17 protein-coding genes are annotated in these 16,151 nt (G+C 36.6%); 5 read left to right on the top strand and 12 right to left on the bottom strand.

Features of this window, described 5'->3' with window-relative positions:
* Positions 1-37: 37 nt before the first annotated feature.
* The 3 genes from ACEE75_RS03520 to ACEE75_RS03510 all read right to left on the bottom strand — a co-directional run bounded on the left by ACEE75_RS03520 (position 38) and on the right by ACEE75_RS03510 (position 3,743).
* On the bottom strand, positions 38-2,275 hold the full coding sequence (locus tag ACEE75_RS03520) for a DNA internalization-related competence protein ComEC/Rec2 (protein WP_449173562.1): 2,238 nt from the start codon (positions 2,273-2,275) through the stop codon (positions 38-40).
* On the bottom strand, positions 2,259-2,915 hold the full coding sequence (locus ACEE75_RS03515; RefSeq protein WP_447574512.1) for a helix-hairpin-helix domain-containing protein: 657 nt from the start codon (positions 2,913-2,915) through the stop codon (positions 2,259-2,261). The genes ACEE75_RS03520 and ACEE75_RS03515 overlap by 17 nt, the downstream gene beginning before the upstream one ends.
* An 84-nt stretch (positions 2,916-2,999) precedes the next feature.
* On the bottom strand, positions 3,000-3,743 hold the full coding sequence (locus ACEE75_RS03510; protein WP_447574511.1) for a lysophospholipid acyltransferase family protein: 744 nt from the start codon (positions 3,741-3,743) through the stop codon (positions 3,000-3,002).
* Positions 3,744-3,872: 129 nt separating this feature from the next.
* Here ACEE75_RS03510 and ACEE75_RS03505 point away from each other — a divergent pair, with 129 nt between their 5' ends.
* The 5 genes from ACEE75_RS03505 to ACEE75_RS03485 are packed head-to-tail and all read left to right on the top strand — an operon-like array spanning position 3,873 to position 7,360.
* On the top strand, positions 3,873-4,799 hold the full coding sequence (locus ACEE75_RS03505; RefSeq protein ID WP_447574510.1) for a polysaccharide deacetylase family protein: 927 nt from the start codon (positions 3,873-3,875) through the stop codon (positions 4,797-4,799).
* Positions 4,799-5,548: a tRNA1(Val) (adenine(37)-N6)-methyltransferase gene (locus ACEE75_RS03500; protein WP_447574509.1), complete on the top strand. Its 750-nt coding sequence runs from the start codon at positions 4,799-4,801 to the stop codon at positions 5,546-5,548. Before ACEE75_RS03505 ends, ACEE75_RS03500 begins: the two co-directional genes overlap by 1 nt.
* Complete coding sequence (locus tag ACEE75_RS03495) at positions 5,535-5,801, top strand: GIY-YIG nuclease family protein (protein ID WP_427893514.1); 267 nt, start codon at positions 5,535-5,537, stop codon at positions 5,799-5,801. Before ACEE75_RS03500 ends, ACEE75_RS03495 begins: the two co-directional genes overlap by 14 nt.
* Positions 5,791-7,020 carry a chloride channel protein gene (locus ACEE75_RS03490; RefSeq protein ID WP_447574508.1) on the top strand — a complete coding sequence of 410 codons (1,230 nt, stop codon included), beginning with the start codon at positions 5,791-5,793 and terminating at the stop codon, positions 7,018-7,020. The genes ACEE75_RS03495 and ACEE75_RS03490 overlap by 11 nt, the downstream gene beginning before the upstream one ends.
* Positions 7,007-7,360: a potassium channel family protein gene (locus tag ACEE75_RS03485; RefSeq protein ID WP_354367389.1), complete on the top strand. Its 354-nt coding sequence runs from the start codon at positions 7,007-7,009 to the stop codon at positions 7,358-7,360. Before ACEE75_RS03490 ends, ACEE75_RS03485 begins: the two co-directional genes overlap by 14 nt.
* A 45-nt stretch (positions 7,361-7,405) precedes the next feature.
* Here ACEE75_RS03485 and ACEE75_RS03480 read toward each other — a convergent pair whose 3' ends face one another.
* The 9 genes from ACEE75_RS03480 to ACEE75_RS03440 all read right to left on the bottom strand — a co-directional run bounded on the left by ACEE75_RS03480 (position 7,406) and on the right by ACEE75_RS03440 (position 16,117).
* Positions 7,406-8,017, bottom strand: a complete 612-nt coding sequence (locus ACEE75_RS03480) for an NAD(P)H-dependent oxidoreductase (RefSeq protein ID WP_447574507.1) — start codon at positions 8,015-8,017, stop codon at positions 7,406-7,408.
* Positions 8,018-8,135: 118 nt separating this feature from the next.
* Complete coding sequence (locus ACEE75_RS03475) at positions 8,136-9,698, bottom strand: DEAD/DEAH box helicase (protein WP_447574506.1); 1,563 nt, start codon at positions 9,696-9,698, stop codon at positions 8,136-8,138.
* Positions 9,699-9,870: 172 nt separating this feature from the next.
* The gene (locus tag ACEE75_RS03470; RefSeq protein WP_354367395.1) at positions 9,871-10,251 is read right to left on the bottom strand and encodes a PH domain-containing protein; all 381 of its coding nucleotides are present in this window, start codon (positions 10,249-10,251) and stop codon (positions 9,871-9,873) included.
* A 260-nt stretch (positions 10,252-10,511) separates the two neighbouring features.
* Entirely contained in the window at positions 10,512-11,564 is a 1,053-nt protein-coding gene (locus tag ACEE75_RS03465) for an SPFH domain-containing protein (RefSeq protein ID WP_447574505.1), read from the bottom strand.
* A gap of 3 nt (positions 11,565-11,567) precedes the next feature.
* A complete protein-coding gene (locus ACEE75_RS03460; protein ID WP_447574504.1) occupies positions 11,568-12,452 on the bottom strand; it encodes a hypothetical protein in 885 nt (294 codons plus the stop codon).
* 20 nt (positions 12,453-12,472) lie between these two features.
* Positions 12,473-13,057, bottom strand: a complete 585-nt coding sequence (locus ACEE75_RS03455; protein ID WP_447574503.1) for a hypothetical protein — start codon at positions 13,055-13,057, stop codon at positions 12,473-12,475.
* Positions 13,058-13,060: 3 nt separating this feature from the next.
* Positions 13,061-13,546, bottom strand: a complete 486-nt coding sequence (locus ACEE75_RS03450; RefSeq protein WP_447574502.1) for a hypothetical protein — start codon at positions 13,544-13,546, stop codon at positions 13,061-13,063.
* 308 nt (positions 13,547-13,854) lie between these two features.
* Complete coding sequence (locus tag ACEE75_RS03445) at positions 13,855-15,399, bottom strand: peptide chain release factor 3 (RefSeq protein ID WP_447574501.1); 1,545 nt, start codon at positions 15,397-15,399, stop codon at positions 13,855-13,857.
* A gap of 100 nt (positions 15,400-15,499) precedes the next feature.
* Positions 15,500-16,117: a YwaF family protein gene (locus ACEE75_RS03440; protein ID WP_447574516.1), complete on the bottom strand. Its 618-nt coding sequence runs from the start codon at positions 16,115-16,117 to the stop codon at positions 15,500-15,502.
* Positions 16,118-16,151: the final 34 nt, after the last annotated feature.

Below are 16,151 nucleotides of genomic sequence, written 5' to 3'. Positions count from 1 at the left end.
CGAGTCTTATTATAACATTTTTGTTGAAAAAATACACTCACCTCACCGTTTCAATCGTCCAGCTTTTACGCCCTCTAAACCGTATAGCGCCTTGTTGATCAGTTCGATAAACACGTATTTTTGCTTTCTCAAAACGCTCTAAAGTTTCTTGGTGTGGATGTTTGTAGCGATTGTTTTTTCCTGCAGATATCAGCGCAACCTCTGGTGTGACCTGTGCTAAAAATTCTGGATAGGACGACCCTTTTGATCCATGATGCCCTGCTTTCAAAACATCAATATCAAGGCTGGGATAGGCTTTGATCAGGTCCAATTCTCCATCTTCCAAATCACCTGTAAATAAAAAACGCTTAGATAGTAATTCTCCATATAAGACAATGGAATCATTATTACCGCCATCTCCTACTGAAAAAGGATATAAAACCTGCAAGGAACTTCCCATTATGGCTAAGCGATCTCCTGCCTGTACCACACTAACAGGATAGCCTAATGCCTGTAAACGTCTTGCAAAATCTACTTTTCCTAAAGCCCCTGGACTAACTAAAATCTCTCCAATCGTAAAAGCATCTGCTACCGATTCTAAGTCACCAACATGGTCAGTATCGGTATGGGTCAATACCAATTGATCAATTTTACCTACTCCTCTGCTTTTTAAATAAGGGATTAAGGTTCTATCGGCATTCGTATCCAATACCTTTTTCCGCCATTTTTCCTGAGCCTTAAAATTAACTTTACCTCCTACATCAATCAAAATTGTTTTCCCTTTTTGATCTCTTATAAAAATACTATCTCCCTGCCCAACATCAACAATAGTAATTTCATTGGTTAAAGGTTGCTTGGTGAAACAAAATAAACAAAGCAAGCAACAAATACTAAGTCTGCGCAAGCTTTTAACAAAATAAAAATCATGCCATAGTGCTAGGAAAAATAACATGCCCGCACCAACTATCAACATTGGAGTACCTAATATCAGTGGCTTTGGGGAATAGTGAGCCACAAGACGAATCACAACTTCCAACCACTCAAAACAAGGATTCCACCAATCCATAATAAATAAGGGACTTAATAGCAAGACCATACTCAAAAGTGGCAAAATGAGGAGGTCAAATACTAAAGCAAAGAGAGCTGTTAAGATAATAGATAAGGGTTGGAAACTTGCAAAGTACCACATTAAAAGCGGTAAAATCCCTAAACTAACGGTCATGACTTCTGCTAGTAGCTTTTTAACCCCTTTTAAATGCTCCCAATCCATAATGGTTAAAATAAAAGCATAAGCTAGACTTAAGACCGCTCCAGTGCTTGCCAAGGCATTTGGCAGGATAAGCATTAGTAAAATTATGGTCAGGGCAAAATTATCTAGTTTTTTATAGCCCATTAGAGACAGACTAAGTTGTAAAAGACTTCTGATAACAGAGATGGAGTAACCTGTTAAACCTGCATATAAAAAGGAGAGAGGAATCTGTAGCCAAAATGAATGTTCCTGTGTCACCCCTAACCTTAAGATAACATAGCGCACTCTATTCATAAAAAAGCCCACTTGCATTCCTGATAAAGCAAAAAGATGAATAATTCCCAAATTAGAATAAAGATCTTCCATTTCATCAAAACTGACATCTAAATAACCCAAGAGCAAACCTGTCATATAGTGGCGCATAGGCGTTGGAAAATGCGTCTCAATAAAAACCAATAATTGTCGACGCCACTGTGCAATTTGCCATCTTATGTTCCATTTGCTTGACTTGTGAATAGATTTAATCTTTGAAACCTTAAGCGTTCGATAAATTTTCTGCGACTTCAAATAGGCTCGATAATCAAAGCCAGAAAAATTCCGTCTTCTTTCAGCTTCTTGCGTCTTAGCCTCAACCATCAATAAGACCGTTTGATCCAAACGTTTAAAGTAAGCTTGTTCCTCCTCAGATTGCAATTGATAATAAACCTGATAAGTTCTTCCTGAATTTTGTCCTCTAAAAGACAAACTATCACCATTAACTTTAATGGTATCAACGAGCATAGTGATTTGTGTAAGCTCTTTAGGAGCTGAGTGGTATGAGAGAGCCACTTTCCAATTTAAAAATGAAAAGAAAAGAGCAAAAGGGAGTAACGTTAAAATCAACCTAACTCCCAACTTAAGTCCACGACTAACAACGATCCAAAGTAAATATACTAAAAAAATAGGGAGTAAGTACCAATTTTGAAGGTAAAAACTCCCGTATAGCCAAATCAACAAAAATGCTACTTCAATGGGTTTTAAAGGAAAAATTTTATTCCACACTGACATTATCCTTTAACTTTTCAAACGTTTTTTCGCCAATACCTGAAATATTTTTCAAATCCTCAATAGACTGAAAACCACCGTTTTGCTCACGATAATCAATAATATCTTGTGCTCGTTTCTCACCAATACCTGAAATACTGGTTAAATCAGTGACTGTAGCCTTATTAAGATTAATTTGTTTTTCACTTGAAGTATGAGAAGAATCTGATGACATTGAAGAAGCTACAGAAACGTCATCTGCACCTTCCTCACCTTCACGCGCAACATAAATAACTTCTTCATCAGTGAGCTTAGCAGCCAAGTTGATCCTTTTTTTATCAGCATCTGGCCTTAGACCTCCTGCTTTTTCGACTAAATCTGTCACCCGACTACCTTGTTTAAGGTGATAGACCCCCTCCTTTTGAATAGCGCCCTTGATATCAACAACAAGCTCATCACTAGCTTCTCTTTCTTGGTGACTTGAAACCGAAGAAGTCAATATTGAACTTTCAATGGTTGAACTTATCAGTTGAGTTTGGGACTCAGTGGTAGGTGCTTTCTCTAACAAAAGAAATACCGCAAGTATCATCGCTAGAACCCCTAAAACTAGGCTTACCACCCACGCCTTTTTATCCTCAATAAAATCCATAATCCAATCAAACATAAACTTACCTCCATTGATTCTATTCGTAAAGGTAAATAAAAAGTGAGGTCACTTTTGCGTTAGTGATCTCACTTTTTCGTTTGATTATAATTTAATGTGTTTTTCAGGATCCCAAACAAAACTTGCCAAATAGCTAAACACTAAGGTGAACACTACCACAACAAGAGCAATCACGGCTGCTGGAATACGAATGAAAAACCATAAAACATTTGGCTTTTTACCATCTTGATAAGCTTGCGCTTCTTGATCAAGGGCATCAAAGGACGTTTGAACACGTCTTGCAACCTCTTCAATCCCCTCATCATTCATGCGCTTAATATCTGATACATCAATAGCTTCTCCAAAGTTCATATCAACACGCTCGCGTGCTAAAAGCCCTTTTAAACTTCTTGGACCTACATACACGCAAGGTAAAATCTTAACCTTAGCCATCTTAGCAATCACAGCTACCCCACCTTTAACATCTGTAGAGTGTCTGCTACCACTTGGAAACATGACTAAAGAACGGTTCCCTTTTTTCAAGACGTTGATAGGATGTTTAATGGCTTGTTGGCTTGGATTTTCTCGATCAATCGGAAAAGCACCGCACATCCTAATCCACCAACCAAAAACACGATTAGCAAACAATTCCTTTTTAGCCATGAAAATAAACTGTTTAGGTCTCGCCGCATAAGCCATATAAACAGGATCCCACCACGTTCTATGTGGAGCGACTAAAATATAATTTTCTTCTTCATCTAAAATGTTATGCGTATGATGATAGTGAACATTACCGTTAACAATCCACAATAATGATACCACTAAACCACGTAAGTAAGCATAAAACATCTGCTTATCTCCTTCTTCACATTATTTCTCCTATTATACTAAAATTTTTAAAATTTTGATAGAGTTAGTAGACAAGGATAGGTTTTGTGTGTATTATAGTAATAAAAGAAATTTTTTAGGAGCTTAATTTTGTCTCATCAGTCATCAACAAAGAAAAAGGAATTGCCTGCTATCAATGGTATGATCGGTCTTGCCAGTTTGATTACCATCCTGTCACTTCTCTATGTTCTAGGGACAAGAAGTATAGACTATGAAAAACTCAATGCCATTTTTCCCTTTATCAAATATGAAAAAAAAGTTAAACCAAAAGAAGAAGTTGTCTTAGATCCCACTGCTCTCGCTACTGGTACAAATCATAATAACGCTGCCTCTAGCTACGCTTATGATACTGCTGAGATCAGAGCTTATATGAGAGGGGAAAAAGAATACACAGGAGAAAAATTGGTCTTTATCACCATAGATGATGGTGCCAACCATAACATCACACCGCGTATTTTAGATATCCTAAAAGATCAGCAAGTCCCTGCAACCTTTTTTGTCATTGGTAGAACTGTTTATGATGAATTTGCAGACGTTTTCCAAAGGCAAATTGCAGAAGGACATGCTATCGGTCTTCATAGTGTTTCACATGACATGGGCCTTCTTTATCCTGGAGGAGTACCAAATGTCACGCAAATCCTATCAGAAGCTCAAGAAGAGCAACAATACTTGAAAAATATCTTGGGAGCTGACTTTAATTCAAAAGTTTGGCGTTACCCAGGTGGAGCAATGTCATGGCAAGGCATAGAAGAAAGCAATGCTGTTCTTGCTCAAAATGGTTTTGAGTGGATTGATTGGAATGCTAGTGTAGGTGATGCTGAAGCAGCCAATATTCGACCAAACAATCTCCAAGAGATGCTAGATTATCACACCTTATCCTATAGTCATTTTCCAGAAAGTGATGTGCGAGTGGTTCTCATGCACGATGCTTATGATAAAGAATTAACAGTTGAAGCTCTTCCTCATATCATCAAATACTACAGGGATCAAGGTTATAAATTCGGAGTACTATCTTAATGCCAACCAATCTATTACAAAAAAAAGAGCGGGTTGACCAGCTCTTTTCTACTGATGTCAAAATTATTCAAAATAAAGAAGTATTTAGCTATTCTGTCGATAGTGTGCTTCTCTCACGTTTTCCAAAACTACCCAGCAAAGGAAAAATTGTTGACCTTTGTAGTGGTAATGGTGCTGTAGGCTTATTTGCCTCTAGTCAAACTAAGGCTCATATCACTCTTGTTGAGTTGCAAGAACGTTTAGCTGACATGGCTAGACGCTCTATTTCTCTCAATCATCTAGAAGAACAAGTCACTATTGTCAATGATGATTTGAAAAACCTTCTTGACCATGTTCCACGTTCTCAGATTGATTTGATTCTCTGTAATCCACCTTATTTCAAAGCTAGCGAGACCTCTATTAAAAATCTTAGTGAACACTACCTACTCGCTCGACATGAAATCACAACTAATCTTGATGAAATCTGTCGTGTTAGTCAACAAGCTTTAAAAACTAATGGGCGTTTAGCTATGGTTCATCGACCTGATCGTTTTCTTGAAATTATTGATACTTTAAAGACTTATAAATTAGCACCGAAACGGATTCAATTTGTTTACCCTAAAGTCGGTAAAGAAGCCAACATGCTCTTAATTGAAGCGATCAAAGATGGCTCATTAGAGGGATTAAAAATCCTCCCCCCATTATTTGTTCACAATGAAGATGGCAGCTACACAAAAGAGATTTCGGAGATTTATTTTGGAAAAAGCTAGTGCTTACATGTATGTTGTGGAGTGTTCTGATCATACTCTTTACACGGGATATACCACTGATCTTGAGCGACGCATAAAAACCCATAACAGTGGAAAAGGGGCAAAATATACGCGCCATCGTCGCCCCGTAAAACTGCTTTACTCAGAAAGATTTCCCGATAAAAGTTCAGCCATGAAAGCTGAAGCTGCTTTTAAAAAAAAATCTAGAAAAGAAAAGTTAGACTATATAGAAAGACAACCTCATGACCACTAAATCAAAATACGGGCTGATTCTCTACGGTATGTTATTAAGCACAGGGATTGCCCTAATTGCCTTTTTATTTTTGATATTAGAAAAGGCAAGTTCTCACTTTTTATGGCATAGTCTGCCGCATCATCTAAAAAGTAGCGGTCTCTACCATTTTCTCTTATTATTTTTAGGTTTCCTCTTACTCTTACTCCTCAAAAAGAAGTGGGGTAACCTTCCTAAAACCAGCCATGATCTCATACATGAGCTAAAAGAAAAACAAACTGTCGACTATCACCACACTTGGAAAAGCCTTTTACTAGCACTTATCATTCTGTCTCTGGGAGCCGGAGTAGGACCTGAAGCACCTTTACTTGGTGCTGTTATTGCCTATTCCATCTGGCAAGCAGATAAGATGCGCTATCTTAGTCAACACCCTGATAACTTTAAGACAGCTAAACTCACTCAAAAGCTTGCCATGCTCTTTCATCCCTACCAATACCTGACAAACTATCAAGAAAGTGCTACACTTCTTAGTGAAAAGCAGCGTAAACTGTTAATTGGGCTATTCAGCTTAAATGGTTTAATCGTGCTTTCTCTCTTAATGAAGGCTACCGATCAGCCTTCATTTATCACCAAATTAGGAACTTCTCAGTGGGGACTTTCTGAACTCCTTCTACTTATCCCACTTCTTACTTATGCTTATGGTTTTGGAGCCATTTACCAATTGGTCAGAAGCAAGATGAAAAAACAAATAGAAAAGCTCCAGCTGTCATTAGTGACAAAACTTGGTATCGGAGCAATCAGTATTTTCATCACCGCCTCTTTTGCCCCCTCTCTTTTATTTTCAGGTCAACACTCTATGCACGACTTAGTTGAATTGGGGATGACCACACCTTTTATCAGCTTGATTTTTTTGTCCATTTTAAAACTGATCTTTTTAGATATCTGTGTTTGGACTGGGTGGACAGGAGGTGATATTTTTCCCATTAGCTTTGCTGCTATCATGCACGGATTTGCTATTGCTCAATATTTTCCTAACTATGATGCTCTCTTTATCATCTTAGTTGTTGCTCTTAGTTTAGCCATCTCACTTCTTGAAAAAGAATGGCTAGCTGCAATTTTTATCTCACTCTTTTTCCCAATTAATCTATGGCCAATTAGTATCCTTATCACATTCCTATTTATCCTATCCAAACAATTTACCTCTTCTCATCAAAAAGGAGAGCCGCATGAAACGTTATAAAATTCTTTGGCATATTTTAACCGTCACAGGTTTCACTACCTTTATCAGTTCTTTCATTCTCTACCTTTTTGTAGCTTCTGGTATTTTACTTTGGGTAGAGCCAGATTTTACAACTTATGGGGATAGTCTATGGTATAGCTTTGTTACTTCTACGACACTCGGCTATGGCGATATGTTGGTTGAAACAACCATCGGACGTATTGTGAGTATCCTTTTAGCCCTGTATGGTTTGCTATTTTTTGGTTGTTTATCTGGTATCGTGGTGAGTTACTATACTGAGGTCAGTAAGCACTATTCTCTAGCAATAACACAAAAAGACAAAAAGAAATCATCATCTTAAAAAGCAGTAGGAAATCAATTTTCTAGATTTCCTACTGCTTTTTTACTAAAACGTCTTAGCGATTTCTTTTAAGTCATTAATCGCCTGATTTAAAATATTATCAGCTTGATCTGGCTGATAAGCATGCCCTTCCACATAAACAGATTGAATGCTATCAATACCAATAAAGTTAAAAATTGATTTGATATATTGACTAGCAGGATCTTGACCATTATAAAGACCACCATTAGCTTGAATATGGAGAAGTTTTTTATCGGTTGCAAGCCCTACAACTCCCTTTGGAGTGTATTTAAAGGTTTTTCCAGCCACCGTAATGGTATTAATCCAAGATAAGAGATGACTCGGAATCTGCAGATTCCATAAAGGGTTAGCAATGACAACTTTATCACTAGATAAAAAGGTTTCTGTTGAATGATTAAAGCGATCTAGCTTATCTGCTTGTGAACTCGTCAACTCCTCACCTTTTTTAGCTAAAGACATGGCCTCTAGCAATTCCTTATCAAGTGATGGAATCGTACCATCATAAACATCAATTTCAATGATCTCATCATCTGGATAAAGCGATTGATAACTGTCTTTAAAGGCTTCAAATGCTTTTAAGGAATAGGATTGTTCTTTTTCTAAAGGATGACCTTTTACAAATAAGACTTTTGCCATTTTTTCTCCTTTTCATACGAATTAGTGACTATAGTGTATCACTTTCAAACCAGATAGCAAATCATTTGCTTACTAAAAAAGCTGAACATCTGTTCAGCTTTTTTAGGTTTCCATTGAACTATTTATCACCTTTGTTGCGGATAACAAAGCCATTTTTCTTTTCACTTGAGGTACGGTGTGGTTTTTTGTTGTCCTTGTTATAAAAATCTTTACGGTTTTTATTTGATGTGCGTTTAAACTCACGGCGCTCACCATTACGGTCGGAGCGATTACGGCCACCACGATTGCGATCGCTGCTACGACGATCTGAACGGCCTCTACCGCCACCTTTACCACCTACATATTTAAATGGTAATGGCTTTTCATTTGCAATTTCAACTTTTGGCATCATTTCAGGATCCTGAACAGTTAAGGTCAAGATATACTGTGCTAACTCTTCTGGTGTAAACTCTTGAGCTAATTTAATGGCATCACCTTTGAACTTATCAAAGTTAGCTCGTACTTTTTCATCAGCGAAATCACGTTCAATCTTTTTAAGAGCAACGCGTTTTGATGCTTTAAAGGCTTCTTCTGCTGTTGCAGGTTTCATCCCTTTCATACGTTTTTTTGTCAGATCTTCAATGATTTTTAGGTAGCCCATCTCATTTGGTGAGACAAAAGTGATGGATAAACCAGATTTTCCTGCGCGACCTGTACGTCCAATACGGTGAACATAGCTTTCAGGATCTTGTGGAATATCATAGTTATAAACATGCGTCACACCTGAAATATCTAGCCCACGTGCAGCAACATCTGTTGCTACTAAAATATCAAGATTGTCGTTTTTAAAATCACGAAGAACACGTAGGCGCTTCCCTTGATCAAGATCACCATGAATACCTTCTGCACGATAGCCTCGTAGTTTCAATCCACGTGTTAACTCATCAACACGACGTTTTGTACGTCCAAAAACAATTGATAATTCGGGTTGATCCACATCCATTAAACGTGTCATGGTATCAAACTTTTCATTCTCTTTGATACGGATATAGTATTGGTCAACAAGATCCGTTGTCAACTCTTTTGCTGCAATCTTAACATGCTCAGGATCTTTCATGAACTGAACACCGATGCGTTTAATGGCATCTGGCATTGTCGCTGAGAAAAGAAGGGTTTGACGGCTCTCTGGAACACGGCTAATAATACTTTCGATATCCTCTAAAAAGCCCATATTAAGCATTTCATCAGCTTCATCTAAGATTAGGGTTTCAATACCATTTAGTTTCAAAGCCTTACGCTTAATCAAATCAAGCAAACGCCCTGGTGTTCCCACAACGATGTGAGCTCCAGATTTTAAGGCTTTGATTTGTTTTTCAATACTTGATCCACCATAAACGGAACGTACTTTAACCCCTTTTTCACGTCCAAAACGGAAAAGTTCTTCCTGACTCTGAACCGCCAACTCACGAGTTGGAGCAATGACTAAAGCTTGAATAGAGGGATTCTCAACATCAATTTTATTTAAAGTCGGTAAACCAAATGCTGCGGTTTTACCTGTTCCTGTCTGTGCTTGACCAATCACATCTTTTCCTTCAAGAGCCAATGGAATTGTCTGCTCTTGGATTGGTGATGGAGTCTCAAAGCCTGCTTTTTCAATTGCAGCTAAAATAGCATCAGATAAATTAAGTTCTGTAAATTTCAATGTGTTTTTCTTCTTTCTAAAAAGGCAGTGCGAGGCTGCCTTATCAAACCTAAATTTTGTTAAACAACTTACCTAGTATAACACACCAAGTAGGATATTGCACGAATTATTCTTCATTCCTAGAAGATAACGTTTTCTCTCTTTATCACAAAATAAAGAAACGACATCATTTTTATTTCAAAACAGCTGCAGCTAGTGCTTTTTGAATCTGAATCACACTATTATCACTCTTGAACTGCAAGATTTCTGCTGGTTCTGCAGCTGAGGAAATCCAAATCTTTAATTCTGAATCCAAATCAAAATGCCCTGAGGTTTCAACTGTAAAACGTGAAATCGATCCATAGGGGATTGATTTATAAGAGACTTTCTTTCCTGTCATTCCTTGTTTATCCACTAAAATTAAACGATATTCTGTAAATACAATTAAGTCACGGACTAAAGCAAAAGCCATCTCAACTTGCTCATTTTCTAGCAATACGTCAGCCAAATCTCTTTCTACTTTGTCATTATCTTTTTGAGAAGCATTTCCCATTAAACCTGAAAATAAACCCATAACCTACTCCCCCAATTACTATTAAATGAAATTTCAAAAAGTTATTCTACTTCCACAATTTTTAATATATCAAACTCTATGAGTTAGGTCAATCAAAAAAAATTCGTCACAAAAATAGTACACTACTTTTACTGAGTTACAAAAGCAGACCTCCTTCAACATTGCAACAAAATATTATATCCTAAAAGGATATAAATCTCTCAATTATAAAACTCACTCTTTATTTGAGTGAGTCTTGTAAAACTAGTAGTGATCTGGCATTATAAATTTTTTAAAATATCTACTTTTTTAGAATCAAATTCTTTCTGAGTTATAAGTCCTATATCTAGCATCTTTTTCAACTTCTCAAGTCTAACTACTGGATCTTCTGCACTAAGCGTTGGTTCTGTGATGACTGATTGAGATACCGTTGCAAATGCTCCTATACTTCCTAAGCCAGTTCCTATATCAGCACCGATAGTTGAGCCATTTTTTGCCATCTCTCTCATAATATCAACTGACTTTATTTTTTGCCAATCTGTCCCCAATGTTTCTAAAACCGCCTTATCAGATTGAGCATTTCTTATTTTTTCATATGCAGACATACCTACGTTATCAAAACGTTGACGTAGTTGACTATCTTCTATATCTATAGCAGATATAGAAAATTTTTGTAACTTCAATCCATAAGGTAGTAGTTTTTTTGCTATATTTGGAGTCAAATTATTTGATAGCTCTTCCAATTTGGAGTCAATACCTAACAGTTCAATTTCTCTTTCTTGGAGATAGTTGGAGAGGTTTGACTTGATTGTACTTAAAAATTCTTCTTTAAAAAAAGACTTCAAACTATCTTGTGTAACAGAATCTGTACTTCCAGAAAATACTGTCAAAAAAGTTACTGGATTATCAATTTTTACCTTATAAGCTCCTCTAGCTCTTAACTTCGTTGCAATACCTAAAATATTATCCCGAACATTTATGGGAGAATCTGTTCCCCACTTAATCTCATAACCTGAAACATCTCTAACAAAATAAACAACACAATTAAATACAGATATGCCACCAGAAAAAGCATTTTTTAAACGACTAATAAATGGATAATTATCAGTAGTTAATTGGTACGTCCCAGCTTCAAAAACTTCCTCAATCTTCCCCCCTTTGACAAAAATGGCACGCTCTCCAGGCATAACAATTAAAGTAGAATTTGTATTAAAATCTTCTTCTGGTTGCCTCCATAACAGTAAATTACTATCACCACTATTTTTTATCACATCTGTCCAGTGTTTTTTTTCGTGAACATAGTCACTTTCATTAGGATTTTTCTTAAAGAACATCAATTATTCGAACCTTTCATCAAGCTTACTTCTCAAAGCACGTGCTGTTTGTAACTCTTCCTCATTACTTAACTCAAATATCTTTTCTCCACTAGGAACACTAATTTTCAGTCTATCGTTGTCTATTATAATCCGTTCTATCTGTGTATAATTTATTATTTCTGATTTAGTAATCCTAAACTCCTTGGGTAATAATGTATTTGTCTCAAATTCAACCCAATATAACTTTTCCTCAGCAAATAACAAGACTTGAGTAATTAGTAAAGATGAACAATTTTTATCACCAATTTTCTTAGGATTATCAAGATATTGCATCAACGGTATTATGTATTCCATGTAAGAGTATCTAAACTTAGGTTGTGCTTCTACTGGAGGCAAAATTTTATTCGCTACTATATCCTCTAATTCATAATACTCACTCTCAGAAAGAGATGGAAAATAATCTAAATCGTGGTGTGTTTCCCATAGCGGAGCAAACTCATTTGCATCATCAATCTCCAATTGAAACTCTTCATAAGCTCTATCAATATAATTATTATCTTCTATGCATTTCTCTAGGTAATCTGCATATTCGGAATCAGTTAATCCTTTTTTGTAAATATAATACGAGATTAGCTTTTGTTGAAATTCTGACTTCCCCTGACGCAATTCAGAAAGTTCATTCTCCAATTTCTTCTCTGTCTTCTTCAGAAACCTATCCAGCTCTCTTTCAACTAAATAAGATTGTGTGAACCATTTATAAAATAAAATCAATAAACCACATACAACTGCTATAGCTATTACCCATGGAAGAACATTTGAAAACAGAAAGGCTAAAATATGTGTTAACAAATTAAATAATAGTGGTAACAATAACAGTATGATAATAATCAAAATAATATATTGCATAACATCTCCTCGTTATCTTTTTAATGATAAATATTCGGTACTTCTACTGATAATGTACTAAATAGATTAACTACATCTACATGAGTATATCCCATCTCATCTGCTTTTACCAATTCAAGCTGATAATCAGGATTTATAGGTAAAAATTTTCTATCAAAATAATCATATTTTACATATGCTAATAAACATCTATAGACTGCTCTGTCTTCAATCAAACAGGCACTTTCTAACAAGGATAAAATTTTTTGAATATCAGATTTTTTAGCCTTAAATGCTTTATTTCCTTTTAATAAAGCAATCGCACTATAAAAATATGCCTCAGACATGTCAATTTTGTTAGCGATAATACTTTCAAATGATTTAAGTGCGCTATCATACTGCCTAATCTTTAAATAGCAAATTCCTTGACTTAAATCAATATCTGCATCATCACCAAGCTCAACATTAGAATACACTTTTAAATAAGTACTGACGTCATTTATAGACATGTTATACAAGCTATCAATTGAAGAGATTATGATAGGACTATCACAAAATTCACAATTTTCTTGTTTGATAGCTAGCGAGGCTCCACAATTAGGACAAGAAAGATTAAAATTTTGCATATATTACTCCTCAAAATAAATAACATTGTGGTAAGTTTTTTTATCATTAAAAACATCAATAAAAGTCTTACCTTCACTATTTTTTAAACTTGTACGAAGCTCATCATCCAAAAGTTTGATATTTTCAACCGCATACCACCCAAAATTATGAGACATCTCATAATTTTTATGCCAACTTTCCCATTCTAATGGAACTGTAAATAAATTTGAAATGCTTTCCTCTGTTTCCCAATAAGGTGACTTTGCTTGATTATTTCCGTATTTACCATATTTTACAACATCACCAATTAGTTGATCCGTTTCAGACAGAGCAAAAACAAGTTTACTTACCTTTTCTCGGGCAACGCAATCAGTTGTAAATAGCAATCGACCAGAATTTTTCATTGCATGTTCTGCATGTATTTTAAAATTATCGATTGGATTACACATTGTATCCTCTCCAATCTGTCTCTCCCTTACACGATACATAACAATCTTACAATTATCCATATACTCATCTTTCCTATTAGATTAAGGTTTGAGTGTAAAGTCAAACCTTGTTATATGTAGTATAACAAGGTTTGTCACAAATTTTTTACCCCATATAAAACTATGTTGCGGGTAAACTCTAGAATGAAAATTATAGAACTTTCTGAGCATCAAAAAAGTCCTATAAGCTACTTTCTAATGAAATGACTAACGATTTTCATCAGAAAGTAGATTATAGGAGGTATCAATCAAACTGCATAGTTCATTAAAATTGAATACTAAGTAAAGAAAGACATTAACTTTGTTGATTACTGATTTCTGTCTTTCCGCTACATCTTCTCTTCCAATTCCACGTCTGGATATTTGTCCGCAAACCAGCGGAGGGCAAAGTCGTTTTCAAAGAGGAAAACGGGTTGGTCAAAGCGGTCTTTAGCTAAGATATTACGGCTAGAAGACATACGCTCATCTAGGTCTTCTGGTTTAATCCAACGAACCGTCTTTTTACCCATAGGTGTCATGACCACTTCAGCATTGTACTCCCCTTCCATGCGGTGTTTGAAGACTTCAAACTGAAGTTGCCCAACAGCACCCAACATATACTCACCTGTTTGATAGTTTTTGTAAAGCTGAATGGCTCCTTCTTGTACCAGTTGTTCGATTCCTTTGTGGAAGGATTTTTGTTTCATAACATTTTTAGCAGAAACTTTCATGAAAATTTCTGGGGTAAAGGTTGGCAGAGGTTCAAACTCAAACTTATTTTTTCCAACCGTCATAGTATCACCGACCTGATAAGTCCCAGTATCATAAACCCCGATAATATCTCCTGCCACAGCATTTTCAACATTCTCACGAGATTCAGCCATAAACTGGGTGACATTAGATAGTTTAGCAGATTTACCTGTGCGTGGTAGGTTTACAGACATGCCACGTTCAAACTCACCTGAAACCACGCGCACAAAGGCAATACGGTCACGGTGACGAGGATCCATGTTAGCTTGAATTTTAAAGACAAATCCTGAAAAATCCTTATTAAGTGGATCAATCATCTCACCTTCAGTGGTTTTATGACCGTGCGGCTCTGGTGCAAATTCCAAGAAAGTATCAAGGAAGGTTTGAACACCAAAGTTTGTCAGGGCAGATCCAAAGAAAACAGGTGTTAAATCCCCCGCAAGAATCGCTTCTTCTGAAAATTCATTTCCAGCCTCTTCTAATAACTCAACATCCTCTAACACTTGCTCATAAAACGGGTTATTACTAAAGAGATTAGCCCCTTCCTCGAAACTGGCAAAACGCTCATCACCTTTGTAAAGCTCTAAGCGTTGATTATGAAGATCATAAAGACCTTCAAAGGCTTTTCCCATACCGATTGGCCAGTTCATTGGGTAAGAAGCGATACCAAGGACTTCCTCCAACTCTTCTAGCAAATCCAAAGGCTCACGCCCATCACGGTCCAACTTATTAATAAAAGTAAAGACTGGAATATTGCGATGTTTGACAACCTCAAACAGTTTTTTCGTCTGTGCCTCAATCCCCTTGGCAGAATCAATCACCATCACCGCAGCATCCACGGCCATCAAGGTACGGTAGGTATCTTCTGAGAAATCCTCGTGTCCTGGTGTATCTAAAATGTTAACCCGTTTTCCTGCATAGTCAAACTGCATGACAGATGAGGTTACCGAGATACCACGTTGCTTCTCGATATCCATCCAGTCAGACTTGGCAAAGTTCCCAGTTTTTTTCCCTTTGACCGTACCAGCCTCACGAATCTCACCACCAAAGTAAAGCAATTGTTCTGTAATAGTCGTTTTACCAGCATCTGGGTGAGAGATGATGGCAAAGGTACGACGTTTCTTAATTTCTTCTTGAATCGACATGTTTCTTCCTTTTATTTTTTTGTAATCATCAATGCTAAACATTATCTAGACAGACAAAAAGAGCTGCCTGTGCAACTCTTTTATTATAACCAAAAAACCGCTAGGCTTCAAGCTCTTCTTTTGCTTTTAAAAAGATGGTAAAGCCAGTCACAAGAGCCTGAAGTAGTACTATAGCCCCAATAACCACCGCCGTTACCAATACAACATTTAATGGTAGGTAGTGACTATTAATCAAAGGTGTTTTCAGCATAAAGCCATAGTTTCCACCTGTTACTAAACAAGCCAGTAAGATGAGGGCATTCATCAGCAAGGACCATCTGATCACCTGAGAAAATGTCAGATGGCTCTCTACTTTTTCTAGTAGCAAATAGTTACTACAATTTATAGCCAATGCTAGATGGCCCATCACATAACTCAAACTCGTGATATGGGGAAAAGGGTAAGGATCAAAGATAGGATGAAGTAAAGCGACGCTAGCCCCAAATAAACCTAGATAAGCAAAGTAGGTTTTCATCGAACTTTGTTTTGAAAAAAGCATAACCAATATTGCAAGGCGGCAATGATAAAAAGGTAAACTTTCAGACAAAGGCATATCCATCAGCAAATACCACATATATAGACTGATAACCTGAACCAGCTGCAGTAACCACAAACAGCTACGAAAAACCCTACTCTGATAGCAGTAAAAAGAGGTAAGCAAGCCTAAAGCGAGTATCATCAGTAGTCCTACTTGATGCAAAAAGGTCAGTTGC

The sequence above is a fragment of the Streptococcus sp. 11273D007BT genome (genome assembly GCF_053547195.1).
The sequence above is the reverse complement of the archived record's forward strand: the minus strand, read 5'-3'. Positions and strand labels throughout refer to the sequence as shown.

What these genes read in the sequence shown, in the direction of transcription:
- ACEE75_RS03500 (WP_447574509.1), top strand. Translation starts at nt 4,799, where the DNA reads ATGCCAACCAATCTATTACAAAAAAAAGAGCGGGTTGACCAGCTCTTT.
- ACEE75_RS03440 (WP_447574516.1), bottom strand. Translation starts at nt 16,117, where the DNA reads ATGATACTCGCTTTAGGCTTGCTTACCTCTTTTTACTGCTATCAGAGT.
- ACEE75_RS03515 (WP_447574512.1), bottom strand. Translation starts at nt 2,915, where the DNA reads ATGTTTGATTGGATTATGGATTTTATTGAGGATAAAAAGGCGTGGGTG.
- ACEE75_RS03510 (WP_447574511.1), bottom strand. Translation starts at nt 3,743, where the DNA reads ATGTTTTATGCTTACTTACGTGGTTTAGTGGTATCATTATTGTGGATT.
- ACEE75_RS03445 (WP_447574501.1), bottom strand. Translation starts at nt 15,399, where the DNA reads ATGTCGATTCAAGAAGAAATTAAGAAACGTCGTACCTTTGCCATCATC.
- ACEE75_RS03465 (WP_447574505.1), bottom strand. Translation starts at nt 11,564, where the DNA reads ATGTTCTTTAAGAAAAATCCTAATGAAAGTGACTATGTTCACGAAAAA.
- ACEE75_RS03480 (WP_447574507.1), bottom strand. Translation starts at nt 8,017, where the DNA reads ATGGCAAAAGTCTTATTTGTAAAAGGTCATCCTTTAGAAAAAGAACAA.
- ACEE75_RS03485 (WP_354367389.1), top strand. Translation starts at nt 7,007, where the DNA reads ATGAAACGTTATAAAATTCTTTGGCATATTTTAACCGTCACAGGTTTC.
- ACEE75_RS03520 (WP_449173562.1), bottom strand. Translation starts at nt 2,275, where the DNA reads ATGTCAGTGTGGAATAAAATTTTTCCTTTAAAACCCATTGAAGTAGCA.
- ACEE75_RS03460 (WP_447574504.1), bottom strand. Translation starts at nt 12,452, where the DNA reads ATGCAATATATTATTTTGATTATTATCATACTGTTATTGTTACCACTA.
- ACEE75_RS03450 (WP_447574502.1), bottom strand. Translation starts at nt 13,546, where the DNA reads ATGGATAATTGTAAGATTGTTATGTATCGTGTAAGGGAGAGACAGATT.
- ACEE75_RS03470 (WP_354367395.1), bottom strand. Translation starts at nt 10,251, where the DNA reads ATGGGTTTATTTTCAGGTTTAATGGGAAATGCTTCTCAAAAAGATAAT.
- ACEE75_RS03490 (WP_447574508.1), top strand. Translation starts at nt 5,791, where the DNA reads ATGACCACTAAATCAAAATACGGGCTGATTCTCTACGGTATGTTATTA.
- ACEE75_RS03455 (WP_447574503.1), bottom strand. Translation starts at nt 13,057, where the DNA reads ATGCAAAATTTTAATCTTTCTTGTCCTAATTGTGGAGCCTCGCTAGCT.